The following is a 24,449-nucleotide window of genomic DNA, read 5'->3' as shown; positions in this document are numbered from 1 at the left end:
GCCGGGAAGCGCCCGCGACCGGCCGCCCGCCGTCAAAGGATCGGCTTGCCGCCCGTCACCGCGACGCGCGCGCCCGACACGTAACTGCCGTCGTCGGAGGCCAGCAGCACGTACACCGGGGCCAGCTCCGCCGGCTGGCCCGCGCGGCCCAGCGGTACCTGCTGCCCGAACGATTCGACCTGCTCCTCGGGCATCGTCGACGGGATCAGCGGCGTCCAGATCGGCCCCGGCGCCACGCTGTTCACGCGGATTCCGCGGGGGCCGAGCAACTGCGCCAACGCGGCACACATGTTGGCGACGCCCGCCTTCGTCACGTCGTAGGGCATCAGCTGCGGGGTCGGGTTGTCGGAGTTGACCGACGAACTGCCGATGATCGACGCCCCGGCCTTCAGGTGCGGCACCGCGGCCTTGGCGAGGTGGAAGAACGCGCTGAGGTTCGTCGCCAGCGTGTGGTCCCATTCCTCGTCCGGGATCTCTTCCAGGGTCTCGTGCGTCATCTGGAAGGCAGCGTTGTTCACCAGGACGTCGAGCCGGCCGAACTCGTCGACCGCACGGGCGACCAGGGCGCGGCAGTGCGCCGGGTCGGCGACGTCCCCCGCGACGACGACGGCCTTGCGCCCGGCCTCCTCGACCCAGCGCCGCGTCTCCTCGGCGTCGTCGTGCTCGTTCAGGTACGAGATCAGGACATTGGCGCCTTCGCGGGCGTAGGCGATCGCCACCGCGCGGCCGATCCCGCTGTCCGCGCCCGTGATCAGGGCCGCCTTGCCGGTCAGCTTCCCGGAGCCGCGGTAGGAGTGTTCGCCGTGGTCGGGCCGCGGGGTCATCTCCGCGGTGGAGCCGGGCGGGTTCTGCTGCTGGGCGGGCTGGGACACGGCTGACTCCTCGAACGGGGGCATGATCCCGGCCGAGTACCCGGCGGTCCCCGGTTCACACGGCCGCGCAAGGGCATCGCCTCGGGCACGCCGGCGGGATTACCCTGGTCGGCATGGGGGTTTTCGGCAAAAACGGCCAGTTCGGGCGGAGGCGCCGGTACCTGTCGGCCGTCGCGGACCGCATCGGGGCCCGGGACGGTGTCGTGCTCGACGACTCCTTCTCCTGCGGCGGGTGGTCCACCAGTCCCCTCGTGCTCGGCGTGATCACCCTCCGGGGCGGCTCGCGGCCCGACGTCCTCCGCGCCCAGATCGACGCGGCGATGGCCGCCGGCTACGCCGCACCGACCCGCTCGGAGGAGCGGGGCTGCGGGTTCGTCCGGAACCCGGGCCTGCCGATGCTGATCATCGAAGCCTTCCCCGCCGGGCAGGTCATCCCGCACCACGGCCCGGTCCCGCCCGGCCGGACCGGCGTCGTGGTCAGCTTGACGTAGCCGCCAGGGCCGACAGGCGGTAACGCATCACCCACTCGGTCGATAACCCGTTCGTGTCCGGAACACCCGGACCTTCACGAACGGACCCACTCACCATGTCTCGTCTCCACCTGGGAGCCCTCATCGCCACCGGGGCGGTCGCCGCCCTCCTCAGCGCCGGGTGCTCCAGCACCACCGGCACCGGCACCGCGGAGCCGGCCGCCGCCACCTCGGCGCCGACTTCCGCGAGCCCCGCGGCCGCCTCGCTCGACGCCGCGAAGGCGGGCTCCGCCGTCGTCGACGCCGCGAAGCAGGCCAAGGCCGTCCACGTCCGCGGCGTCGTCTCCGAGGGCGGGAACCTCAACCTCGACCTGCAGCTCAACCCGGACAGCGCGAGCGGCACCGTCGTGCAGGACGGCCTGGAGATCCCGGTCCTGCGCACCGGCGACAAGTACTTCTTCCGGTTCAGCGACTCGCTGGTCAAGAAGGCCGGGGTCCCGGCGTCGGTCGGCAAGCTGCTCAAGGACAAGTGGGTGCCCTCGACGTCGCAGATCGGCGCGGGCATCGGCGAGGCGTTCAAGCAGTTCCTCGACTACAAGACGTTCACCGACAACACCGTCGGCCAGCTGGACTCGGCGACGTTCACCGCGAGCGGCCAGACCACGACCGACGGCATCCCGGCCCTGACGTTCACCAGCCCCGACGGCACGGCGACCATCGCCGCCGGCGAGCCGCACTACCTGCTGCGCATGCAGGAGCCCAAGAGCGGCACGCTCGAGTTCTCCGACTGGGACAAGCCGACGACCGTCACCGCCCCCAAGGCGTCCGAGATCTACTCCGGCCCCGGGGCGTAGCCGGCGTCAGCGGGATTTCAGTGCAGTTCGGTCGTGTAGCCCCCGTCGACGGTGACCGTGGTGCCGGTGATGTTCGCCGCCACCCGGTCACTGGCCAGGAACACGGCCAGGTTCGCGATCTCGGCCGGCCGGGTGAACCGGCCGGTGACGGCGTGGGCGGCGGCCTCGTCGGCGACGGACGCGGCGTCCGCCCCGGTGGTCGCGGCGATCGTCTCGGCGACGCCGCCCGCGCCCAGCCACAGGTCCGTCGCGACCGGGCCCGGGTTGATCGCGTTGGCACGGACGCCGCGCGGACCGAACTCCTTCGACACGGACTTCGTGAAGCTGACCAGTGCCGCCTTCGCCGCGCTGTAGTCGATCACGCCGGGGTCGGGCAGGGTGGCGTTGATCGACGCGATCGTGACGACGCTGCCCCGCCCGGCCGTCACCATCGACGGCAGCACCGCGCGGGTCGCCCGGACCGCGCTCAGCAGGTTCAGCGTGAGCGAGCGCGTCCACTCCTCGTCGGTGACCAGCAGGAAGCCGTCCGGCCGCGGGGTGACGGCGCCGACGTTGTTGACCAGGACGTCGACGCGCCCGAGCTCGCTCAACGCCAGCTCCACAAGCCGGCCGGGGCCCTCGGCCGTGCCGAGGTCCACGGCCAGCGCGTGCGCCTTCCCGGCGTGGACGAGCGCCTCCAGGTCGGGCCCCGGCTCGCGGGCCCCGGCCACGACGTGGGCGCCCTCGGCGGCGAGCGCTTCGGCGACGGCGAGGCCGATGCCGCGGCTGGCCCCGGTGACGACGGCGACCGCGCCGTCCAGACCCAGGTCCACCGGCCTAGACCCCGTGCTCGCGCAGCCAGCCGAGCACGGCGTCGGCGACCTCGCGCCAGCCGCTGTCGATGGTCAGCGAGTGGCCGCGGCCCTCGAACTGCTTGAGCTCGGTGACGGCGGTGGAGTCCCGGTACTGCTTGAGGGTCGAGCGGGTGACCACGTCCGGGACGGTGTGGTCGGCGGTGCCGGAGATCAGCAGCAGCGGGCCGCGGTCCGCGCGGTGGGTGTCGACCTTCGCCTGGGAGTGCAGCACGAAGTTGGCGGCCGCGGCCTGGAACAGCGGCCGGGCCGGCGACGGGATCGTCCAGCGCCGGAACAGCTCCGACGACTCCTCGTCGCTCAGCGCGTTGCCGAAGCCGAACCGGAACTCCTTCTCGGTCAGCGAAACGGACCGGTGGAGGTTCGCCGGGTTGCCCAGCGCGGGCAGGGCGGCCCGCAGCTGCGCCAGCGGCAGCGGCAGGACGCCCTTGATCTGCGCGGGGTCGATCGCGACGCCGGCGAGCCCGATGCCCTGGCCGAGCAGCTTTTCGGTGATCAGGCCCCCGAACGAGTGGCCGATGATCACCGGCGGCCGGTCGAGGCCGGCGATGATCGACGCGTAGTGGTCCGTCGCGTCGTCGATGGAGGTGTCCGCGACGGCGTCGGGGTTGTCGCGCGCCGCCTCGACGGTGGCGGGTTCGTTCGGCCAGCCGGGCGCGACGGGCGCGTACCCGGCGGCCCGGAAGTGGTCGATCCAGGGGTCCCACGACGTGGCGTGCAGCCACAGACCGTGGATGAACACGACCGGGGTTCCCGTGTCTGCCATCGCGTCCTCCGCTTCGAGCCGGTTCTCCTGCCGACAGCCAACCGGTCCGCGGCCCCGGCGTCCAGGACCTGGTGCGTGCGCATCGATAGCCGGAATGGCATCGTTGGCGCTCTGTTCCCCTCGCGCGGGAAGGCCCGGATGGACCTCGACCTCAGGCTGGTGCGGTACTTCGTCACGGTCGCCGACGAGCTCCACTTCGGCCGGGCCGCCGCCAAGCTGTTCATCAGCCAGCCGGCGCTGTCCAAGCAGATCCGCCGGCTCGAAGCCGACGTCGGCGCGCCGCTGCTGGTGCGCGACAGCCGCCACGTCACGCTGACCCCGCGCGGCGAGCGGTTCCTGCACCACGCGCGGCAGCTGCTGGCCACCGCCGAGCAGATGCTGCGCGAGCCCGCGCCGAACCGCGTGCGGGTCGCGCACATCTTCGAGCTGGACACCAGCCGCGTGGTCGCCGACGCGTTCGTCGCCGCCCACCCCGGCGTCCAGCTGGTGCAGAGCCAGATGGACAGCGCCCGCCAGCTCGCCGCGCTCCTCGACGACCTCCTCGACGTCGCGGTCATCCGCGTCACCGCCGCGCTGACGGCCGAGCACCCGGCGGGCTGGCGGCACGAGCGGCTGCGGCTCGAGCCGTTCCGGCTGATCGGGCGCCCCGGCGACCCGCGGCGGGCGACCGCGTCGCTGCACGAGCGTCCCCTCGAGGTGTTCGCGGACGCTCCCGGCACGGCGCTGTACAACGTGCACGGCCGGTACCTGACCGCGCTCGAGCAGCAGACCGGCCTGGCCCTGCGCTGGCTGGGCAACCCCGGCACGTTCGAGCACTGCTACGCCGCCCTGGGCCGCGCGACGGACAGCGCGTTCCTGCTGGAGTTCGACAGCTACGCGCGCCGGTATGCCGAGCGCGGTGTCCCGGTCCACCGGCCCCGGGAGCTGCAGCCCGTTTACCCGTGGTCGCTGGCGTGGCGGGACGGCGAGCCGCCGGAGACCGTCCGGGAGTACCTGCGGATCGCCCGCGAAACGGCGAGCCGGCACCGCTGGCTGCACCCCGAGCGAGCCGATGCCGCGCCGCTGTGGGCGCCGCCGGGAGACCTCGCCTGACGCGTGTCAGCCGGCGTGTCAGGCCGGTGGCCGCCGGGTGTCAGGGCGGCCGGACATCGTGGTTCTCGTCCCCACCGACGGGGACACCGGAACCGAGGAGACCACGATGCCGAACTTCACCACCCCCGCCCCGATCACCGCCGTCCTGGACCTGCCCGCCGGGCGCGTCCACCTCGCCGCCGGCGACCGCGCCGACACGACCGTCGAGGTCCGGCCGGCCGACCCGGCCAAGAACCGCGACGTCAAGGCGGCCGAGCAGACCACCGTCAGCTACGGCGACGGCGTGCTGACCGTGCGGGCCCCGCAGGGCGAGAACCGGTACTTCGGCCCGACCGGCGCGATCGAGGTCGTCGTCGGGCTGCCGGCCGGCTCCGACGTGCGGGCCACGACCGCCGCGTCGGAACTCGTCGGCACCGGCCGCCTCGGCGACGTCGCCTTCGAAGGCGCGTACCGCCGCATCCAGCTCGACGAGGCGGCCGGCGTCCAGCTCACCGCGACCGACGGCGACGTCGAGGTCGGCCGCCTGGACGGCCCGGCGCGGATCAGCACCGCCCGGGGCGACATCCGCATCGCCGAAGCGGTGCGCGGCGACGTCGTGCTGGACACCCAGCAGGGCGCGATCACGGTCGGCGCGGCCCCCGGTGTCTCGGCTTCCCTCGACGCGGGCACGTCCTACGGCCGCATCGACAACGCGCTGAAGAACACCGGGAAGCCCGAGCTGGCCATCCGCGCCACCACGTCGTACGGCGACATCGTGGCCCGGAGCAAGTGACGGCCGCATGCGCCCCAATGTGGCCTTGGTTGCGTCAGACGCACCGAAGGCCGCCTTGGGTGCGTGAGACGCACCGAAGGCCACATTGGGGCGCTTGGGCCCGGAGCAAGTGACTAGCGGGACCCGGCGCCGATGCAGACGAACCCGGCGGACGCGGCCAGCGCGCCGGGACCGTCGGCCGCCACCTTCTGCTGCGCGGACGCGAGCGCGGCCGCCGGCGCCTCGCCCGCCGCGAGGCGCCGGTGGACCTCGGTCATCAGCGACGTCGTGGCGAGGTCGGGCACCGGCACGACCGAAGCGACGAGCTGGGCGGTGCCGCGTTCGATGAAGGTGGCGCTCAGGCCGAGCAGCTCGTTGCCCGGGCACACCACCGACCGGCCGACGTCGCACGCGGCGAGCAGCACCGTCTCCGGCACCCGGGGCAGCCGCCGCACGTCGTGGACCAGGAGTGGCCCGTCGTGCAGGCGCAGCGCCGAAAACAGCGGGTTGTCCACCGCCAGCCGGCCGTGCGCGGCGAGGTGCACGGTGCCGGCCGTGGTGAGCGCGGCCAGCACGGCTTCGACCGTCGCGGCTTCGTCCACCAAGGCCGTTCGCCGGTGGATTTCCGCGACCGCCAGCGCTTCCTCGCGGGCGCCCGGGAGTCCCGGGCCGCCCGCCACGGCGACGTCGCGCCCCGGGCCCGGCGGCCGGGTCGCCGCCGCGTGCCAGAGCGTCGCCGACGGCGAGACGGCCACCGGGCGGCCCGCGCACGACGGCAGCACCGCCCACGGCACGTTGTGCAGGATCCCGGTCGGGACCACGACCAGCGGCCGGTCCCCGAGCTCGGCCAGCGGACCCAGGACCAGGGCGTCGAGGCGCGCGCCCGCGCCGTGCAGGAACTGCTCGACCGGCATCCGCGACCGGTCGGCCGCGCGGGCGGCAAGCTTGCGCAGGGCGAACGGGATGCGGTCCAGCAGCCCGGCCACCTCGGCGACCGAACCGAGGGTGTGCAGCCGCAGCCTGCCGTCGACCAAGCTCAGCCCCAGGACCGTCCCGTCGGCTTCGACGAACTCCAGCAGGGCGCGCTCGCCGAGGGCCGCGGCGAGGTCGTCGACGGACACCGGGCGCGCCGCGGCGTCCCCGCCCGCCGCGGGCAGCAGCCGGCTTCGGTCGCGGATCCGCCGTTCGAGCTCGACCTGCCGGTGCAGCAGCCGGCCGGTGGGCGCGCCCGCGCCCCGGGCCTCCTCCAGCGCGCCGGCGGTGGCCCGCAGCCGGGGCAGGAGCGCGGCCAGCTCGGGATCGTCCGGCGGCAGCGCGGACCGGTGCAGCAGCCGGCTCGCCCGGCCGCGTTCCGCCCACTCGAAGACGCCGCGCACCCGGCCCTCGTCCAGCGCGACGCGCAGCCCGAGGCCGACGAGGTCCGCGCGGTGCGACGCCGAGTACGCCCGCAGGTCGCTCGCGCCCAGTGCGGCGTGGTGCTCGTCGAGGATGCGCAGCCCGGTCCGGGCGGCGGTGAGCGCGCCGCGGGGATTCTCCTGACGACGGCGCAACGCTTCGGCGTACCAGCCCCGCGCCCGCAGGGTCGCCGGGCCCGATCCCCGCCGGGCCCGGGCCGCGACGGCGAGGTGTTCCGCGGCCACGGCCGTGCGCCCGCGGGCCGCGGCGAGCCGGGCCGCGTCCACCCGGGCCTGCACCGCCGCCAGTGGCCGGCCGTTGGCGTCCAATGTGGACACCATGGTTTCCGCGGCGGCGCCGGTGATCCGGCTGCGTTCCCCGGCGCCCAGCTGCGCGCGCAGCCGAGCCGAGCGCGCGAGCTCGGCCCACTGCGCCCGTCCCTGCGCGGTGAACGCGCGCAACGCCGTGCGGGCCTGCTCCGCGGCCGTCGGCCAGTCTTCGTCCAGCAACGCGATCTGCGCGAGCAGCAACCGCATCTCGGGGACCTTCAGCCGCCGGTTCTCGGCGGCGAACACGCGCACCGCGCGCTCGGCCGTCCGGCGCGCCTCGGTGACGAGGCCGACCGACAGCAGCAGCTCCGCCCGGTCCTGCAGCACCGGCGCGAGCTGGCCGCCGTGCGCGCCGATGATCTCCTCGGCCCGGTCCAGGCAGGCGAGCGCGGCCGGGACGTCGCCGCGCTGGCTCTCCACGAACCCCAGGTTCTCCGCGATGATCCCGACCACGAGGTCGCGGCCGAGCTCCCGCGCGAGGACGTCGGCCTCGGCGAGATCCCGGACCGCCGCATCGAACTCGTAGCGCTCGGCGTGCAGGATCCCCCGGTTCATCAGGGCGCGCTGCAGCCCGAGCCGGTCGTCGGCGCGCCGCAGTTCCCGGACCGCGGCCTGGTAGTCCACGGCCGCCTCGTCGAGCCGGCCCACGTGGTACCGGATCACCGCGCGCTGGGCGAGCACCTTGCCGATCCCGTCCAGTTCCCGCACGGCGACGTCGATCTCGCGCAGCGCGGCCCGCGAGCTGCCCCGCTGCACCAGCGCGAACGCCAGCTTCATCCGGCTTTCCCCGGCCAATGCGCGCCGGCCGGCACGTTCGCCGTGCCGCACCGCGCGGCGCAGGTGCCGCACAGCCTCGCCGACCTCGCTGCACTGCAGCAGCGCGTGCCCCCAGGCTTGTTCGGCGAGCGCGGCGGCGTGGGGATCGCGTTCGCGCAGCGCCCGCCGGACGGCCCCGGCCGCGACCGGGACTGCCCTTCCGGGCTGCAGATCGGCCAGCCGCATGGCCATCCGGGCTTCGGCGAGGGCCGAGTCCGCCACCATGGGTCCCAGCATTCCCGGCGGCGCGGTCCTCCGCCAGCGCGTATCAGAGCGGGCCCCGCGCGCGTCTGAAGAGGTGCCACCACATCGAGGAGGGGATCGCGGTGTCCGAGAACGGCCCTTACCAGCCCGACGCGGCCGAACACGTGGAGCCCGACGAGCTGATCATCGACCTGCGCGAACGCGGACTCGTGGGGCCCGCGCTCGAGAAGCTGGGCATCACCATCGCCGAGGAAGACCGGATCGAGCCGTTCGACCTGGCGAAGTTGAAGCTCGCCTACCCGGAAGGCCTCGGCTTCGAGATGGCCATCGACCCGGTACTGGCCGAGCTGCGCCGCCGGTTCGCGGCGCGGTGCGGCGGCTGGGTCCCGTTGCTGGGGAAGAACCGGACGCTGAGCAACCAGTTCGGGGCCTACCCGCAGACCCGGTCGCAGTCGGACTTCGACCCCTCCCCCGCGGATCGGCCGGCGGGTACGGGCGCCGGCCCGGCGGCCGGCCACGGCGTCCGGGTCGGGATCCTCGACACCAGGCTCTACCGCCACCCCGATCTCGAGGGTCACTACGAAACGCCGGCCAGCGGCACCACCTTCGAAACCCCGGCCCCGGGGACGGAAACCCCCTGGGAGGACGGGCACGCCACGTTCGTGGCGGGGCTGATCCTCGCCCAGGCCCCGGCGGCGACCCTGGTGGTACGCGACGTCCTGAAGTCGGACGGCCGGGCCCCGGTGTGGGCCACCGTGGGGAAGCTGGCCGAATTCCTCGACGACGACATCGACATCCTGAACCTCGCCATGGGCACGCGGGCGGCACAGGACGAGGACGGTGACTGCCCGGTGGCCGTGCGACGCGCGATCGAGCGGCTGAGCCCCCACATGGTGATCGTGGCCGCCGCCGGCAACCACGGTGAGATCCCCGGCCTCCGCAACGGCCTCACGCGGACCGCGCCGACCTGGCCGGCGGCGCTCACCGGCGTCGTCGCGGTCGGGGCCACCCGGGCGAACGGCGCACCGGCGCCGTACAGCCCGGACCTGCCGTGGGTCTCCTGCACCGCCCTGGGCGACGGGCTCACCAGCACCTACCTCCCCGGCGATGTCCGGCTGCGCACCGGTGGAGTGCAGGAGTTCCACGGCTACGCCACCTGGAAGGGAACCTCCTTCGCCACGGCCACGGTCAGCGGGGCCATCGCAGCCGGAACCAAACGCGGCGAGGTGACCGCGACCGAGGCCTTCCACGCCGCGCTGGCGGCCGGGGACGTCGTCAAGCCCTACGGCTGGAAGGACGAGGCGGTGTTCGGCTGACGTCAGGGAACCACGACCAGCTTCCCGCTCGCCTGGTCGTCCTCCATGTACCGGTGGGCGGCGGCGATCTCGGCCAGCGCGAAGACCCGGTCGACGTTCGGCCGGTACACCCCGGCCTCCACCTCGCCGACGATCCGCTGCAGCACGTCCGCGCGGCCCTTCATGTCGTCGCTGTGGAAGGCCGTCAGGCGCGTGCCCGACGGGATCATCGCCACCGGCTGGAAGTCCGCGATCGACCAGCCGCTCAGCGAGCCCGCCACGCAGACCGTGCCGCCGCGGCGGACCAGCTTCAGCGAGTCCACCGCGGTGCGGGCGCCGACGAGGTCCAGCACGTGGTCGGGGCCGTCGGGCCACGGCAGCGCCAGCGGCCCGCCGTCGTCGATCAGGACGTGGGTGACGCCGGCCGCGGTCAGCGCGGCCGCCTTGTCCGGGCGGCGGGTCGTCGCCGCGATCTCGGCGCCGTGGCCGGCCGCGATCGACGCCGCCGCCAGCCCGACCGACGACGTCCCGCCGCGGATCAGCAGCCGGGTCCGGCCGATGCCGAGGGTGTCCAACGCGCCCTGCGCGGTCAGGTACGTTTCGGGCAGCGCGGCCAGGACGTCCCACGGCAACGCCGTCGTGATCGGCATGAGCAAAGCGTTGGGCAGCAACGCGTATTCCGCGTAGCCGCCGTCGAACTCCCGCCCCATCTCGCCCATCACCGCCGCGACGGTCGTGCCCTCCGGCAGCGCCGGATCGGTCGACTCGGCCACGACCCCGACGCACTCGATCCCGAGCACGCGCGGGAACCGCACGTTCGGCGAATGCCCTTGCCGGGTCCGCAGTTCCGACCGGTTCAGGCCCGCGCCCAGCACCCGGACGAGGCTCCAGCCGGCCCGCACCGCCGGCACCGGCACCTCGCGGACTTCCAGGACTTCCGGGCCACCGGCTCCGACGCAGACCGCCGCGCGCATAGTCGTGCTCACGCGCGCGACCGTGCCACGGCGAAGATCGGTTCGGCAACGCCTTTTCGCGGGGTAGTGCCAGCGCTACCCGCGATCCGGTGGCCCGCGCTACTGATCTTCGTGCCGGATTCGAGCAGCATTTCCGCTATCGATCCGGACCTGGAGGAGAAACGATGCGCAAGGGTGTGGCGATCTTGACCGTGGCGGGCCTGCTGGGCACCGTCACCACGGCGGCGGCGGCCGCCGCGGACCCGAAGTCCCCGGTGCAGGGCAGCCTCAACGCGCTGGTGAGCCAGGAGAAGTTCCCCGCCGCCCTCGCCTGGGTGGGCGACCGAGGCGGTTCGACGTCGCTGGTCGCCGGGTCCGCGCGGCTGGACCGCCGGGTGCCCGTGCCGCGCGACGGCCGGGTCCGCGCGGGCAGCAACACGAAGACGTTCACCGCGGTCGTCGTCCTGCAGCTGGTGGCCGAGGGCAAGGTCGCGCTGGACGCGCCGATCGAGGAGTACCTGCCCGGGCTGGTGCGCGGCGAGGGCATCGACGGCCACGCCATCACCGTGCGGCAGCTGCTGCAGCACACCAGCGGGCTGCCGAACTACACCGCGTACCTCGGCGTCGAGAACTTCGAAGACGTGCAGCACAAGTTCTTCCAGCCCCACGACTTGCTCGCCGCGGCCCTGGCCCACCCGGCGGACTTCGCGCCCGGGACGAAGTGGGAGTACAGCAACACCAACTACCTGCTGGCGGGCCTGCTGATCGAGCGCGTGACCGGGCGCCCGGTGCAGGAGCAGATCACCGAGCGCGTGATCGAGAAGGCGGGGCTGCGCGACACGTACTGGCCGCAGCCGGGTGACCAGACGATCCAGGGGCCGCACCCGCACGGCTACGCGCTCGCGGACAGCACGGGCACGAAGGTCGTCGACGCGACCGAAATGGACCCGTCGTGGGGCGGGGCGGCCGGCCAGCTGATCTCGACGCCGAGCGACCTCGCGAAGGTCGCGCGGGCCCTGCTCGAGGGCAAGCTCCTGCCGCCCGCGCAGCTCGCGGAGATGCGCAAGACGGTCGACGCGCCGCTGTTCCCGGGCTGGCAGTACGGCCTCGGCGTCTTCCGCGTCCCGCTCAGCTGCGGCGGCGTCTACTGGGGCCACGGCGGCGACATCCCCGGCTACGAGACCCGCGGCGGCGCCACCGAGGACGGCCGCTCGGTCGGCCTGGCGGTGACCGCACTGCCGGGCACGTTCGGCGACCCCGAGAAGGCGGAGAAGGCCGTCCTGTCCGCAGTGGACACCGCGTTCTGCTCCTGAGCGGCCCGCTTGGCCCGGCGGTTCCCGGGTAACCGGGTCCCATGACCGAAGCCGAGAACGGACCCATCACCCCCGACGCGCCGCGCCCGCCCGGCACGCCGGAGCTCGACCTCGACGTCCCCGTCCCGGAGACGGACCGCGAGGAGCCCGAGCACCAGGACGTCGACGAGGACGCCGCGCAGCCCGAACCGCCGAGCTGATCACCGGATCGAGGGAAATCCCGGTGCCGTCGGGGGTCTTCGGGCTGCCCGCGCCCGTCCCGCCGTGCTTGGGTGTTCCCGGGTTGCCTGGGAACGAGGAAGGAAAGCTGCGGTGCGGACGTCCAAAGCGGGGCTGGCGATCGCCGTCTCGATCCTGGTGGCGGCGACGGCACCGGCCGCGGCGACCACGCCCGACCCCCTCGCGCCCTACCTGACGCAGAAGGTCGAGTGGGGCGGCTGCCCGTTCAAGGCCGCGAAGGCCCAGTGCGCGCGGATCACCGTCCCGCGGGACTGGTCCGCGCCGTCGCCGGGGACCGACCTGAAGGTGGCGATAAGCCGCGCCGCCGCGACCGGCGAGCGGCGGGGCGCGATCCTGGTCAACCCGGGCGGGCCCGGCGGGCAGGGCACCTCGCTCGCGGGCGCGCTGGCCGGCCTGGAACCGGCGGTGAACGAGCACTACGACTTCATCGGCATGGACCCGCGCGGCACCGGCCAGGAGGGCGGCGACGACGAGGGGTTCGTCTGCCGGGTGCCGACCGGTCGGCTGCCCACCGAGGCCGGCCTCGACGCGCGCGACCGCTCGGCCGCCAGCATCCTGGCCCACCAGCGGACGCCGCGGGCGGTGGCGGAGGCCTGCCAGAGCGACGCGCTCGCGCCGTACGTCACGACCTGGCAGACCACGCACGACATGGACCTGATCCGAGCCCTGCTGGGTGACGAAAAGCTGAACTACCTCGGCTACTCCTACGGCACCTGGCTGGGCGCGAAGTACGCGTCGCTGTTCCCCGAGCACGCGGGCCGGATCGTCCTCGACTCCAGCGTCAACTTCGAGGGCAGGCTGCAGGCCGCGTTCGAGGCGTTCCCGAAGATCGACCAGCGCCAGTTCGACCGCGTCTACGCGCCGTGGCTGGCCCGGCGGTTCCCGGACCAGCTCGGCAGGACCGTCGGCGAGGTCAAGAAGACCTACGAGCGGGTGCGCGGCTACTTCCGCGAACAGGGCGTCTCGCCGGACGTCTTCGACCACGTCTTCGTCGGCAACGGCAGCTCGCGGCAGTGGCTGGTCGGCGCGCTGGTGCTGACCAAGGGCGTGGCGGCGCTCGACGGCACCAAGCCGGCCCCGCCGGCCGCGCTGGCGGACGACCTCGACCGCGTGTCCCGCGCGGAGTTCGGCGTCCCGGTCGCCCGGCTGACGGCGGCGGACGTGGCGCCGCCCGAGCCCGACTACGCGGACGTGGGCGGCACCCGCCTGGCCGTGGCGTGCGGCGACCAGCCGACCCGCGCGGCCACCTGGTACAAGCTGCTGAGCGACCTGCAGGGCCCGGCGTACCCGCTGTTCGGCTGGGCGTACGGGCTGAGCGAGCCGTGCGGGTTCTGGTCCGACCTCCCGCGCCACCAGCTGCCGACGTTGCCGGCGGAGGCGGCGAAGAACGTGCTGGTGGTGCAAGGCGAGTTCGACCCGCAGACGGGCTACGAGCAGGCCGAGGCGGCGGCGCGGGCGGCCGGGGTCCCGATGGTGTCGGTGGCGGATTCGCCGTTCCACGGCCAGTACGCGGTCAGCAAGAATTCCTGTGTGGACGGTCTGGTGAACGGCTACTTCCTGGGCGCCCCCCGCCCGGCGGCGACGATCTGCCCGGGGGTGCCGCTCCCGGGCGAGAAGACGGTGTACCCGGTGACCGGCCCGGCGGGCGAGGCGACCGGGCAGGCGGTCCCGGAGCCGGCACCGCGCGACGCGCTTTCGCCGACGCGGGAACGGCTCCAGGCCCGGATCAGCACCGTCAACCGCGGCTCCTAGCCCGAGTAGGCACCTGCGGCGAGGTCCTCGAGCAGCGTCGGCCCGTCCGGGACCCAGCCCAGCAGTTCCCGCGTCGCCGCGCTCGTCGCCGCCAGGTCCATCGCGAAGAACCCGCCGATCCACCCGTAGTGCGCCGCCACGTCGGCCGGGTCGACCGACGCCACCGGCAGGTCGAACGCCCGGCCGATCGCCTCCGCGATCTCCTTCGTCGGCACGCCCTCCTCGGCCACCGCGTGCAACCGCGCGCCCGCGGGGGCCTTCTCCAGGCCGAGGACGACCATGCGCGCCGCGTCCGTCACGTGGACCGCCGCCCAGCGGTTCGTGCCGTCGCCCGGGTAGGCCGACACGCCCTTCTCGCGGGCGATCGCCGACAGGACGGCGATGAACCCGTGGTCGCCGGTGCCGTGCACGGTCGGGGAGAACCGCAGGCTCACCGGCCGCACGCCGCGGCCGGCGTACTCCAGCGCCAGGTTCTCCGCGCCGCCGCGCGGGGAGTCCGGGCCGTGGAACGGGGACGCGTCGGCTTCGGTCGCCGGGCGGCCCTGCCGGATGCCGGCGATCCCGGACGCCAGCAGCAGCGGGCGGCCGCTGCCGGAAAGCGCGTCGCCGATGGTCTCGACCGCGGCCCGCTCGGCCGCGTTCGACACCGCCGGGTTGGCGAAGTCGTGCTTGTTCGCCAGGTGGATGACGGCGTCGGCCGCCACGGCGCCGGCGCGGATGCCGGCCAGGTCGTCGAGGTCGCCGCGGCGGACCTCGACGCCCTTCGCCTCGAGCTTCGCGGCGGACGCGGCCGACCGGGCCAGCCCGGCGACCTCGTGGCCGGCGGCCAGCAGCTCGTCGACGACGGCGGAGCCGATCCAGCCGGAGGCTCCGGTGACGAAAACGCGCATGGCGTGAACTCCTTCGAGAGAGACATGATGTCAGTGACCGACGTCAGTTGCTGACATCCACACCCTACGCCTCCATGTCAGCCGCTGTCATCACCTAGACTCGACCGCATGGTGCGCTGGGAACCCGGAACCGCGGAACGGCTGCAGAAGGCCGCGCTCGAGCTGTTCGCCACCCGCGGCTACGAGCAGACGACCGCCGCGGAGATCGCCCAGGCCGTCGGCCTCACCGAACGCACCTTCTTCCGGCACTTCAGCGACAAGCGCGAGGTGCTCTTCCAGGGCCAGGAACTGCTGGTCCAGGCGTTCCTCGACGGCATCGACGCCGCCCCGGCGGACGCGTCGCCGTTCGAGGTCGTCGCCTGCGCGCTGCGGTCGGCGGCGGCCTTCTTCCCGGACGAGCGCCGCCCGCACTCCCGCACGCGGCAGTCCGTGATCGACCGGAACCCCGCGCTGCAGGAACGCGAGCACCACAAGCTGACGACCCTGGCCACGACGGTCGCCACCGCCCTGCGCGCCCGGGGCGTCGACGACGTCGCGGCCACGCTGGCCGCGGAGTCCGGCGCCACCGTGTTCGGGATCGCCTTCACCCGATGGCTGCGGGAGGAGCGGTCGCTGGCCGACATCGCGGCCGAAGTCCTGGCCGAGCTGCTGACGCTGGCCGCTCAGGCCTTGCGCCCCACGAGGTGAAAGACGCGGCTGAGCCGGCGGTAGGGATCGCGCCGGCCGGCTTCGAACTCGACGGCCGCGACCCGTTCGGCGTCGGCCGCGGCCACCTCGGCGCCGCCGAACCCGAGCCAGTCGACGAACAGCCAGACCCCGTACCAGCGCACGGGTTCCACGCCCCGGGTGCGGATCAGCTCGCTGAGCTCCTCGACGGTGTCGGCCCGGGTCGGGACACCCAGCACGCCGATCTCGCCGCGGGCGTCGAACGCCGCCAGCGCGTCGTCCCACCGCTGCTCCAGCGCCGGGCGGACCGCCATGGCGTGGGCGTTGCCCGCCATGATCGAGACGACGCCGCCGGGCGCGGCGAGACGGCACAGCTGGTCGAGCACCGGTTCCGGCCGCTCGAGGTACCCGAGGACGCCGTGGCACAGGACGGCGTCGAAGCGCCGGCCGCCGACGGCCTCCTCGGCGTGCTCGCCGTCGGCTTCGACGAAGGCCACGCGCTCGGCACCCGGCCGCTCCCGCGCCTTGGCCAGCATGGCGGGCGACGAATCCAGCAGCGTGACTTCGTACCCGGCTTCGGCCAGCGGGAAGGACTGGTGCCCGGCGCCGCCGCCGACGTCGAGCACGGTGGCGGGCGGGGACGGGAGGTGTTCCAGCAGCTGGCGGTGCAGGACGTACGTGCGCACACGGCCCTTCACCGACGCGTAGGCGTCGTCGGCGAACCGGCCGGCCAACGCGGCCCAGGTGTCGTCACCCACGCGGCTCACGGTACCGGCGCGCGGCTGGTGACTCGGGGTGCCGTGCGGGGTAGTGTCGTCGTCGCTGCGGTTGAGCACAGCAGCCGCCTCCTGGAACCCCGAGGGCCCGCGCGATCCCGCGCCGGGCCGGGACCGAGGTGAGAAACCATGCACGCCACCATCACCCGTCCGGGCATCGCCCTGCTGGCGGGCTCGCCGTCCCGGACGGCGATCACGACGACGGCCGAGCGCACGGTCGTGGCCGTCGCCGGCGAACTGGACCTGGCGCGGACGGACCGGCTCGCGGCGTTGCTCGCCGAAGAGCTCGACCTGGCGCCGAGAGCGCTCGTCCTCGACCTGACCGGGCTGACCTTCTGCTCGGCCCGCGGGCTGGGCGTGGTGCTGGACGCGGTGTCGGCGGCCCGCGCGGCGGGGGTGCCGGTGGCCGTCGTCGCCGAGGGCCGGGCGGTGCTGCGGCCCGTCCAGGCCCTCGGACTCGAGGACGAGCTGCCGCTGCACCGCACGCTCGACGGCGCGACGGGACACCATGGCCACTGAGCAGGAATGGCAGCGTGACAAGGAAACCTTCGTCGCCGGCGAAGCCCGGCCCGGCCCGCTGGCCGGGGAGTTCGCCCGGCTGACCGCCCGGCTGCTGACCGCCCCCAGCATCGAGGACGTCCTCGAGCGCGTCCTGGAGGCGACCACCCTGATGGTCCCCTCCGCCGACCTCGCCAGCTTCACGCTCATCGGCTCCGACGGGCAGTTCCACACGCCCGCGGAGACCGGCGAGGTGGCCGTCGAGCTGGACCTGCTGCAGTACCGGTTCCGGGAAGGGCCGTGCGTCGAGTCCGCCGAGCCCGCCGGGCCCGCGGTCGCGATCGCGCCCGACCTCGCCGACGAGCCCCGCTGGCCGCGGTGGGCCCCCGCCGCGGCGGAGCTCGGCGTGCGGGCCGTCGTCTCCACCGCGCTCATCCCCGGCCCGCCGGCCGGCCGGTCCATCGGCGCGCTCAACGTGTACTCGCGCTCCCCGAACGGGCTGGACGAAGCCGACCGCGACGTCCTGCTGCTGCTGGCCACGCACGCGTCGCTGGCGCTGGCGGCCACCGACGCCGTCACGCGCGCCGAGCTGCAGGCCGCGCACCTGCGCAAAGCGATCGACAGCCGGGACGTGATCGGCCAGGCGAAAGGCATCATCATGGCCCGCCGCGGCGTCTCGGCCGACGAAGCGTTCGACGTTCTGCGGCGCACCTCCCAGGACCTGAACGTCAAGCTGGCGGAGCTGGCCCGGACCCTCGCCGAGCGGCACACCGAAATCGACCTGCCCGCCGGCTGACGTCATCACTTCGACGACTTCCCTCTTGTCATCGTTCGGACGACATGTTAAAACGGTAGTGCGTGTTGACACCCCGATGTCGAACAGGAGGAGAACGATGTTGATGCGCACCGACCCGTTCCGCGAACTCGACCGCTTCGCCCAGCAGGTCTTCGGCAGCCCCGGCACCTGGTCCAAGCCGGCCGCGATGCCGATGGACGCCTACCGCGCCGGTGACGAGTTCGTGGTCTGCTTCGACCTGCCCGGCGTCACCAAGGACGCCATCGAGCTCGACGTCGAGCGCAACGTCCTGACCGTCAAGGCCGAACGGCGGCCCCTGCCCGGCGGCGACGACGTCCAGATGCAGGTCTCCGAACGCCCCCTCGGCGTCTTCTCGCGCCAGCTCTTCCTCGGCGACACCCTCGACGTCGACCACATCAAGGCCGACTACGAGGCCGGCGTCCTGACCCTGCGCATCCCGGTCGCCGAAAAGGCGAAGCCACGCCGCATCGAGATCACCGGCGCGGAGTCCGACCGCAAGCAGATCAAGGCCTGACGCACCCGGCCGCGGCGGACCGGCACCGGCCGGTCCGCCGCGAAGGGCTTTCGAGGAACAGCATGACCGATCCCGCGCACGCCGCGGCGGAGCGGATCTTCGCCGCGGCCGAAGAACTCGGCACCCCCCGCCAGGAGGCGGTGCTCGTCACCCGCGCGGTGCACGCCGTCAAGAACGGCCGCCCCACCGACGTCGCGCTCACCGACTCCGGGCCGCACCGGCGGCGCCGGCTTGCGCACGTCGTCGGCTGCGCGCTGTGGGACCCGGCCCTCGACGCGGACGCGGTGCTCGCCGCCGTCACGAGCACCGCCCGGAATTCGCGTACGGCGGCGTGATTCCGCAGTGGACGTCCACTGTGGACGTCAGGGCGCTTCGCGGATCCAGGCGCAGGCGGCGTCGACCGACGCGTGCACGGCGAACGCCTCGTCGAGCCGGCTCAGGCGCACCGCGCGCAGCACCGGGTACCGGTCGGCGACCACCGCGAGCGGCACGCCGTCCGCTGTCGTCCGGGCGGCGAGCTCGGCCAGCACCTGAAGGCCGGCCGAACCGCAGAACCCGATCCCGTCCAGGTCGACGATGAGCGCGCCCGGCCGGTCGTCGAGCACGGCCCCGGTCCGCTCGCGCAGCACCGGTGCGGTGCCGAGGTCGAGGTCGCCGTCGGCCGCGACGACGACGGCCTCGGGCACTGTGCGCACCCGCACGGTCAGCGTCCGTTCGCCGGTCACCGCGCCCTCCTTCCGCCGGTGGCCGACTTTAGGCGGCCCGCATCGTTTTGTCATCGATTCGCCGGGTAACCGGACCTGGACCACATCAGGAAGGAGACGCCCACGATGAGCACCGTGACCGAGACCGTCGACGTCGAAACCGATGTCAGCACAGCGTACAACCAGTGGACCCAGTTCGAGTCCTTCCCGCACTTCATGGAAGGCGTCGACGAGATCAGGCAGCTCGACGACACGCACACGCACTGGAAGATCCGCGTCGGCGGGCAAACGCGCGAATTCGACGCGACGATCACCGAGCAGCACCCCGACGAACGCGTCGCCTGGAAGTCGGACACCGGCCCGAACCACGCCGGTGTGGTGACGTTCCACCGCCTCGACGACCGGCACACGCGGGTGACCGCGCAGCTGGACATCGACCCCGAGGGCTTCGTCGAGAACGTGGCGGACAAGCTCGGCGTCCTCGACCGCCGGGTCAAGGGCGACCTGGGCCGCTTCAAGACCTTCATCGAGGAGCGCGGCGGCCGGGAGACCGGCGCGTGGCGCGGTGATGTCGAGCGGCCCGGGAGCTGAGCCGACGGGCACGCCGGCGACCGCCCCCGCCGTCACGTGGACGGCGGGGGCGGTCGCGCGCCTGCTCGGCCTGCCGCCGTCGACGCTGCGCGCGTGGCACCGCCGCTACGACCTGCGGCTCACCACGCCCCAGACGGGCAGCCACCGCCGGTACGGCCGGGCCGACGTCGACGCGCTGCTCCGCATGAAGCACCTGATCGACTCCGGGCTCGGCGCGGAGTCCGCGGCCGCCCGCGCGTTCCACGCCGGCGGCACCGACGTCGAGACGCTGCTGACCGCGGTCCGGCAGCTGAAGCTCGACACCGCGACCGCGCTGCTGGACGCCCACCTGGGCGGCCACGACGTCGTCGGCACGTGGGAGCAGCTGTGCCGGCCCGCGTTGGGTGCCCTCGACGGCGACCGGTGCATCGACCTGGTGCACGGGCTGTCGTGGGCCATCGCGGCGGCCCTGCACCGCGTCCCCGCCCCGGGCGGCACGGCGGCGCCGGTCCTGCTGGCCTGCGCCGACGGCGAGCGGCACACCCTGCCGCTGGAGGCACTGCGCGCGGCCCTGGCCGAACACGGCCGCGCGGCGCTGTTCCTGGGCGGGTCCATTCCGGACCCGGCGCTGCGGGACGCGGTGGCCCGCACGCACGCGGTGGCCGCCGTGCTGTGGGCCGGCCGCCCGGCATCACCGCCGCCCCGGCTCCGCGTGCCCCGGCTCGTGCTGGCCGGACCGGGCTGGCCGCCTCGCCCCGGACGGGCAGCACGCCCAGCCACCCTCGGCGACGCACTTTCTTGCCTCGACGGGCACATCGACGGGCGGCCGGGGTAGCCGGCGCGACGGCGCACCGGCTCGAGTACGCACCGCTCAGCGGGAAGGTCGCGCACCTCGCCCAACGGTCTTGAATGACTCATTCAGGACCTCCGAAGACCTGAATGACTCATTCAAGACGGCCGCACTCGCCGCCGCCCGGTCGACGAACCTCGGACGCGCGACAACCCACTACCCAGCCTGCGCGGCCCGCCCGTCCCCCATCCGGCATCCTTGTGCGCGGAGTTGTCCAGCGAAGAGGGGACGAGGATGGGTGCTTCACCCGAGGTGACCGTGCCGGCGAGTGTCGACAGCCCCGTGCCGCCGAAACCGCCGGCCTCCGGGCTGGCCCGGTGGCTGCTGGAGCACCGCGTCGCCCCCGTCGGCCGGCAGGGCGGCGAGGACCACGGCACCCCGCAGTCCTGGTGGAAGGTCATGTGCCTGACCGGCGTCGACTACTTCTCCACGCTCTCCTACTTGCCTGGCATCGCCGCGCTCGCCGCCGGGGCGCTCTCGCCGCTGGCGACCCTGCTGATCGTCGCGCTGACGCTGCTCGGCATGCTGCCGATGTACCGCCGGGTCGCGCGCGAAAGCCCGCACGGCCAGGGCTCGGTCGCGATGCTGGAGGACCTGCTGCCGTTCTGGCGCGGGAAGCTCTTCGTGCTCACGCTCCTCGGCTTCGTCGCGACGTCGTGGATCATCACCATCACGCTGTCCTCGGCCGACGCCACCGTGCACATGCTGGAGAACCCGTACCTGCCGGGCTTCCTGCACGGGCACGCCGTGCTCATCACCGTCGTGCTGCTGCTGATCCTCGGCGGGGTCTTCCTGCTGGGCTTCAGCGAAGCGGTCGGCGTCGCCATCCCGCTCGTCGCGGTCTTCCTGGTGCTCAACGCCGTGGTGACGGTCGCCGGTGTGATCGACCTGCTCGGCGACTCCGCGGCGCTGTCCCGCTGGACCGACGCGCTCACCGCGGGCGGCGGCGGGTTCGGCGGCATCGTCGGGCCGGCCGTGATCGCCTTCCCGCTGCTGGTGCTGGGCCTCTCCGGGTTCGAAACCGGGGTCAGCATGATGCCGCTGGTCGCCGCGGAGGGGAAGACGCCGGAAGAGAAGCTCGAGTCGCGGATCCGCAACACGCGCAAGCTGCTGACCGCCGCCGCGCTGATCATGTCCGTCTTCCTGATCGCGACCAGCTTCGTCACGACGGTGCTGATCCCGGCGGACGCGTTCAAGGAGGGCGGCGAGGCCAACGGCCGGGCCATGGCCTACCTCGCCCACCACGAGCTGGGCGAGATCTTCGGCACCGCCTACGACATCAGCAGCGTCCTGATCCTGTGGTTCGCGGGCGCGTCAGCGATGGCCGGGCTGATCAACATCGTCCCGCGGTACCTGCCGTCCTACGGCATGGCGCCCGAGTGGGGCCGCGCGGTGCGGCCGGTGGTGATCGTCTACACGGTGATCAGCATCCTCATCACCGTCGCGTTCGGCGCGGACGTCAACGCGCAGGCCGGGGCGTACGCCACCGGCATCCTCGCGATGATGGTGTCGGGCTCGGTCGCGGTCACCATCTCGGCGATCCGCCGGCACCAGCGCGGCGCGGCGATCGGGTTCGGCGTCCTGACGCTCGTCCTGCTGTACGCGCTCGTCGAGAACGTCATCGAGAAGCCGGACGGCATCGCCATTTCGGCGCTGTTCATCCTCGGCATCATCGTCGTCTCGCTGGTGTCGCGGGTTTCGCGGACGACGGAGCTGCGAGCCGAGCGCATCGAGTTCGACGAGGAGGCGCGCCGGTTCATCGCGGAATCCCTGGCCCACGACGGCAACCTGCACATCATCGCCAACCGGCGCCAGGGCGGCGACGAGGCGGAGTACTCGGCCAAGGAAGCCGAGCAGCGCTCGATGAACCCGGTCCCCGGCGCCGCGGACGTGATCTTCCTCGAGATCGACGTGGTGGACCCGTCGGAGTTCAGCAACGTGCTCGAGGTGCGCGGCGTCGACATCGGCGGCTACCGGATCCTGCGCGCGGACAGTCCCGCGGCGCCGAACGCGATCGCGGCGATCCTCCTGGCCCTGCGCGACGTCACCGGCGTCCGGCCGCAGTGCCACTTCGAGTGGGCGGAGGGCAACCCGCTCGGGCACCTGTTCCGCTACCTGATCCTGGGCCGCGGCGACACGGCGCCGGTGGTCCGGGAGATCATCCGCAGCGCGGAGAAGGACCCGGCCCGCCGGCCGGGCATCCACGTCGGCGGCTGACGGCGGTCACGCCGCCTTCGCGGGCACGAATGCGGCGTGACCGAACGCGTCGGCCTCCCGCACATCCACCACCTCCCGTGAGCGGGGCTACCCCGTTCCCGGCCGGACACGCATGCCTGTTTATGCCGGTCCCGCCCGGGTAGCCCGCCGCTCTACGAAGCCGAGGGCACCGGATGTGCCTCTCCCGCAAGGAGATCGAGATGTCACAGGGATCCGGCGGCCAGTCGCCGCCGTCGACGACGGACACTGCCAAGCACGAAGCCCGCGAAGTGGCCACGACGGCCGCGGACCGCGGGGGCGAGGTCGCGCAAACCGCCGCGCAGGAAGCGAAACACGTCGCCGAGCACGCTCAGCACGAAGCCCGCGACCTCCTTCGCGAAGGCCGCGCGCAGCTGGAGTCCCAAGCCAGAGACGGCCAGCGGAAGGCCGCTCAGAGCCTCCACCAGCTGGCGGGCCAGCTGGACCGGATGGCCGAGCAGACCGACTCCCCCGGCGTCGCCGCCGACGTCGCGCGGCAGGTGTCCGACCGGACGCGCTCGGTCGCGGACTGGCTGGAGCACCGCGAACCCGGCGACCTGCTCGACGAGGTGCGGCGCTTCGCCCGCCGCCGTCCCGGCACCTTCCTGGTGGGCGCGGCGGTCGCCGGTGCCCTCGTCGGACGGCTCACCCGCGGCGTCGTCGCCCAGCAGCAGCAGGAAAACTCCTCGAACGGCCAGGCCGCCGCGGCCACCCCGCCGGCGCACCCCGGGCCGGCCGGGGTCCCGCCGGTGCCCCCGGCGCCCGGGCCGGACGGGACGGGCTACCCGCCGCCCGTGGCGCCGGGCGGGTACAACGCGCCGCAGCCCGGTCCCGGTGGGCTCGACGCGCCGCCGACCACCCCCGGCGGGTTCGCCGCGCCGCAGCCGGGCGGGTACGCGACGCCGCAGCCGCTTCCGCAGCCCAGCCGCCACACCGCACCCGGGCAGGTGCCGTGATGACGCAGTCCCCCGGTCCCCACCCGGACGTCGCCGACAGCTCGGTCGGCGAGCTGATGTCCAACGTGATGAAGGACCTCTCCACCCTGGTGCGCCAGGAAGTCGAGCTGGCCAAGGCCGAGACGAAGGCGGAGGCCACCAAGGCGGCCAAGGGCGCCGGCATGTTCGGCGGCGCCGGGTTCGCCGGCTACATGGTGCTGCTGTTCCTGTCCGTCGCGCTCTGGCAGGCCCTCGAGAACGTGCTGGACGGCGGCTGGGCCGCGCTCATCGTGGCCGCGGTCTGGGCGATCGCCGGCGCGGTCCTGTACGCCACCGGGCGCGGCGAATTCCGCCGGATCAACCCGAAACCCGAACGCACCGTCGAGACCCTGCAGCAGGTCCCGGACGCACTGAAAGGCGAACGACCATGACCGAACCGGACCGGATCCGCCGGGAAATCGAAGGCACGCAACGGAACCTGAGCACCGACGTCAACGCGCTGACCGAGAAGGTGAGCCCCGGCCGCATCGTCGAACGCCGGGTCGGCCGGGTGCGCGCGGCGTTCGGCGGCGCGAAGGACCGAGTCATGGGTACCGCGGACCACCACGCCTCGGTCGCCGGCGACAAGGTCGGCTCGGTCGCCTCGACGGCGCAGGACAAGGTGAGCTCCGCGGCCGACGCGGTCTCCGAAGCACCGCAGCAGATCCGCCGCGGCACGCAGGGAAACCCGCTGGCGGCCGGCCTGATCGCGTTCGGCGCCGGCTGGCTGGTGTCGTCCCTGCTGCCCGCGAGCGAGCCGGAGCGCAAGCTGGCGAGCCAGGCGACGGACCTGGCCCGCGAGCAGCTGGCCCCGGTCGCCCAGCAGGCGGCGGAGGAACTCAAGGACAACCTCCGCGAGCCGGCGCAGCAGGCGGTGGAGTCGGTGAAGTCCGAAGCCGCCGACAGCGCGTCGACGGTGAAGGAGGAGGCGCGCTCGGCCACCGGCGACGTCACCGACCGGGCGCAGGAAGCCCAGCAGAACGTCCGCTCCTGACCGACGGA

General features: G+C 73.7%; 27 protein-coding genes. 19 read left to right on the top strand and 8 right to left on the bottom strand.

Annotated features, from left to right (window positions below):
• Positions 1-32 precede the first annotated feature (32 nt).
• On the bottom strand, positions 33-896 hold the full coding sequence (locus tag ACERZO_RS11695) for an SDR family oxidoreductase (RefSeq protein ID WP_372664564.1): 864 nt from the start codon (positions 894-896) through the stop codon (positions 33-35).
• An 89-nt stretch (positions 897-985) separates the two neighbouring features.
• Here ACERZO_RS11695 and ACERZO_RS11690 point away from each other — a divergent pair, with 89 nt between their 5' ends.
• Positions 986-1,363 (top strand): hypothetical protein, encoded by a 378-nt coding sequence (locus ACERZO_RS11690; protein WP_372664563.1) that lies wholly within the window; start codon positions 986-988, stop codon positions 1,361-1,363.
• A gap of 95 nt (positions 1,364-1,458) precedes the next feature.
• Positions 1,459-2,196 (top strand): hypothetical protein, encoded by a 738-nt coding sequence (locus tag ACERZO_RS11685; protein ID WP_372664562.1) that lies wholly within the window; start codon positions 1,459-1,461, stop codon positions 2,194-2,196.
• Positions 2,197-2,213: 17 nt separating this feature from the next.
• On the opposite strand, the gene ACERZO_RS11680 is transcribed toward ACERZO_RS11685, so the two are convergent.
• Together ACERZO_RS11680 and ACERZO_RS11675 are read right to left on the bottom strand one after the other, a co-directional pair.
• The gene (locus ACERZO_RS11680) at positions 2,214-3,008 is read right to left on the bottom strand and encodes an SDR family NAD(P)-dependent oxidoreductase (RefSeq protein WP_372664561.1); all 795 of its coding nucleotides are present in this window, start codon (positions 3,006-3,008) and stop codon (positions 2,214-2,216) included.
• 4 nt (positions 3,009-3,012) lie between these two features.
• Positions 3,013-3,813: an alpha/beta hydrolase gene (locus ACERZO_RS11675; protein ID WP_372664560.1), complete on the bottom strand. Its 801-nt coding sequence runs from the start codon at positions 3,811-3,813 to the stop codon at positions 3,013-3,015.
• Positions 3,814-3,951: 138 nt separating this feature from the next.
• Here ACERZO_RS11675 and ACERZO_RS11670 point away from each other — a divergent pair, with 138 nt between their 5' ends.
• The gene (locus ACERZO_RS11670) at positions 3,952-4,905 is read left to right on the top strand and encodes a LysR family transcriptional regulator (protein ID WP_372664559.1); all 954 of its coding nucleotides are present in this window, start codon (positions 3,952-3,954) and stop codon (positions 4,903-4,905) included.
• 106 nt (positions 4,906-5,011) lie between these two features.
• On the top strand, positions 5,012-5,677 hold the full coding sequence (locus ACERZO_RS11665; protein WP_372664558.1) for a DUF4097 family beta strand repeat-containing protein: 666 nt from the start codon (positions 5,012-5,014) through the stop codon (positions 5,675-5,677).
• A 113-nt stretch (positions 5,678-5,790) separates the two neighbouring features.
• Here the strand turns inward: ACERZO_RS11665 and ACERZO_RS11660 are convergent, their stop codons facing one another.
• A complete protein-coding gene (locus tag ACERZO_RS11660; protein WP_372664557.1) occupies positions 5,791-8,421 on the bottom strand; it encodes a CHAT domain-containing protein in 2,631 nt (876 codons plus the stop codon).
• Between the two features lie 101 nt (positions 8,422-8,522).
• Here ACERZO_RS11660 and ACERZO_RS11655 point away from each other — a divergent pair, with 101 nt between their 5' ends.
• A complete protein-coding gene (locus tag ACERZO_RS11655; protein WP_372664556.1) occupies positions 8,523-9,716 on the top strand; it encodes a S8 family peptidase in 1,194 nt (397 codons plus the stop codon).
• Between the two features lie 2 nt (positions 9,717-9,718).
• Here ACERZO_RS11655 and ACERZO_RS11650 read toward each other — a convergent pair whose 3' ends face one another.
• The gene (locus ACERZO_RS11650) at positions 9,719-10,681 is read right to left on the bottom strand and encodes a zinc-binding dehydrogenase (protein WP_372664555.1); all 963 of its coding nucleotides are present in this window, start codon (positions 10,679-10,681) and stop codon (positions 9,719-9,721) included.
• 152 nt (positions 10,682-10,833) lie between these two features.
• Between ACERZO_RS11650 and ACERZO_RS11645 the strand changes: the two genes are divergently transcribed.
• From ACERZO_RS11645 to ACERZO_RS11635, 3 genes are all read left to right on the top strand, one after another.
• On the top strand, positions 10,834-11,961 hold the full coding sequence (locus ACERZO_RS11645; protein ID WP_372664554.1) for a serine hydrolase domain-containing protein: 1,128 nt from the start codon (positions 10,834-10,836) through the stop codon (positions 11,959-11,961).
• Positions 11,962-12,002: 41 nt separating this feature from the next.
• Entirely contained in the window at positions 12,003-12,161 is a 159-nt protein-coding gene (locus ACERZO_RS11640) for a hypothetical protein (protein ID WP_372664553.1), read from the top strand.
• A 112-nt stretch (positions 12,162-12,273) separates the two neighbouring features.
• Positions 12,274-13,953: an alpha/beta fold hydrolase gene (locus ACERZO_RS11635; RefSeq protein ID WP_372664552.1), complete on the top strand. Its 1,680-nt coding sequence runs from the start codon at positions 12,274-12,276 to the stop codon at positions 13,951-13,953.
• Here the strand turns inward: ACERZO_RS11635 and ACERZO_RS11630 are convergent.
• Positions 13,950-14,843, bottom strand: coding sequence for an SDR family oxidoreductase (locus tag ACERZO_RS11630; protein WP_372664551.1), 894 nt, complete (start codon positions 14,841-14,843; stop codon positions 13,950-13,952). The genes ACERZO_RS11635 and ACERZO_RS11630 overlap by 4 nt on opposite strands.
• Positions 14,844-14,951: 108 nt before the next feature.
• Here ACERZO_RS11630 and ACERZO_RS11625 point away from each other — a divergent pair, with 108 nt between their 5' ends.
• Positions 14,952-15,530: a TetR/AcrR family transcriptional regulator gene (locus ACERZO_RS11625; protein ID WP_372664550.1), complete on the top strand. Its 579-nt coding sequence runs from the start codon at positions 14,952-14,954 to the stop codon at positions 15,528-15,530.
• On the opposite strand, the gene ACERZO_RS11620 is transcribed toward ACERZO_RS11625, so the two are convergent.
• On the bottom strand, positions 15,506-16,267 hold the full coding sequence (locus ACERZO_RS11620; RefSeq protein ID WP_372664549.1) for a class I SAM-dependent methyltransferase: 762 nt from the start codon (positions 16,265-16,267) through the stop codon (positions 15,506-15,508). The two genes, ACERZO_RS11625 and ACERZO_RS11620, sit on opposite strands and share 25 nt — an antisense overlap.
• Positions 16,268-16,414: 147 nt before the next feature.
• Here ACERZO_RS11620 and ACERZO_RS11615 point away from each other — a divergent pair, with 147 nt between their 5' ends.
• From ACERZO_RS11615 to ACERZO_RS11600, 4 genes are all read left to right on the top strand, one after another.
• A complete protein-coding gene (locus ACERZO_RS11615; protein ID WP_372664548.1) occupies positions 16,415-16,804 on the top strand; it encodes an STAS domain-containing protein in 390 nt (129 codons plus the stop codon).
• On the top strand, positions 16,794-17,579 hold the full coding sequence (locus ACERZO_RS11610) for a GAF and ANTAR domain-containing protein (protein ID WP_372664547.1): 786 nt from the start codon (positions 16,794-16,796) through the stop codon (positions 17,577-17,579). Before ACERZO_RS11615 ends, ACERZO_RS11610 begins: the two co-directional genes overlap by 11 nt.
• A 97-nt stretch (positions 17,580-17,676) precedes the next feature.
• The gene (locus tag ACERZO_RS11605) at positions 17,677-18,114 is read left to right on the top strand and encodes an Hsp20/alpha crystallin family protein (protein WP_372664546.1); all 438 of its coding nucleotides are present in this window, start codon (positions 17,677-17,679) and stop codon (positions 18,112-18,114) included.
• 62 nt (positions 18,115-18,176) lie between these two features.
• On the top strand, positions 18,177-18,449 hold the full coding sequence (locus ACERZO_RS11600) for a hypothetical protein (protein WP_372664545.1): 273 nt from the start codon (positions 18,177-18,179) through the stop codon (positions 18,447-18,449).
• Between the two features lie 27 nt (positions 18,450-18,476).
• Here the strand turns inward: ACERZO_RS11600 and ACERZO_RS11595 are convergent, their stop codons facing one another.
• Positions 18,477-18,839 carry an STAS domain-containing protein gene (locus ACERZO_RS11595; RefSeq protein WP_372664544.1) on the bottom strand — a complete coding sequence of 121 codons (363 nt, stop codon included), beginning with the start codon at positions 18,837-18,839 and terminating at the stop codon, positions 18,477-18,479.
• 105 nt (positions 18,840-18,944) lie between these two features.
• Here ACERZO_RS11595 and ACERZO_RS11590 point away from each other — a divergent pair, with 105 nt between their 5' ends.
• The 6 genes from ACERZO_RS11590 (at position 18,945) to ACERZO_RS11565 (ending at position 24,441) form a co-directional block, all read left to right on the top strand.
• Positions 18,945-19,409: an SRPBCC family protein gene (locus ACERZO_RS11590; protein ID WP_372664543.1), complete on the top strand. Its 465-nt coding sequence runs from the start codon at positions 18,945-18,947 to the stop codon at positions 19,407-19,409.
• A complete protein-coding gene (locus tag ACERZO_RS11585; protein WP_372664542.1) occupies positions 19,387-20,223 on the top strand; it encodes a MerR family transcriptional regulator in 837 nt (278 codons plus the stop codon). Before ACERZO_RS11590 ends, ACERZO_RS11585 begins: the two co-directional genes overlap by 23 nt.
• Before the next feature lie 249 nt (positions 20,224-20,472).
• Positions 20,473-22,455, top strand: a complete 1,983-nt coding sequence (locus ACERZO_RS11580; RefSeq protein WP_372664541.1) for an amino acid transporter — start codon at positions 20,473-20,475, stop codon at positions 22,453-22,455.
• 200 nt (positions 22,456-22,655) lie between these two features.
• On the top strand, positions 22,656-23,429 hold the full coding sequence (locus tag ACERZO_RS11575; protein ID WP_372664540.1) for a hypothetical protein: 774 nt from the start codon (positions 22,656-22,658) through the stop codon (positions 23,427-23,429).
• Positions 23,429-23,839 (top strand): phage holin family protein, encoded by a 411-nt coding sequence (locus ACERZO_RS11570; protein ID WP_372664539.1) that lies wholly within the window; start codon positions 23,429-23,431, stop codon positions 23,837-23,839. The genes ACERZO_RS11575 and ACERZO_RS11570 overlap by 1 nt, the downstream gene beginning before the upstream one ends.
• Positions 23,836-24,441 carry a DUF3618 domain-containing protein gene (locus ACERZO_RS11565; protein WP_372664538.1) on the top strand — a complete coding sequence of 202 codons (606 nt, stop codon included), beginning with the start codon at positions 23,836-23,838 and terminating at the stop codon, positions 24,439-24,441. Before ACERZO_RS11570 ends, ACERZO_RS11565 begins: the two co-directional genes overlap by 4 nt.
• The last annotated feature ends 8 nt before the right edge of the window (positions 24,442-24,449 follow it).

The sequence above is a fragment of the Amycolatopsis kentuckyensis genome (assembly GCF_041679295.1).
In the GTDB taxonomy this organism is placed as follows: Bacteria; Actinomycetota; Actinomycetes; order Mycobacteriales; family Pseudonocardiaceae; genus Amycolatopsis; species Amycolatopsis kentuckyensis_A.
The sequence above is the reverse complement of the archived record's forward strand: the minus strand, read 5'-3'. Positions and strand labels throughout refer to the sequence as shown.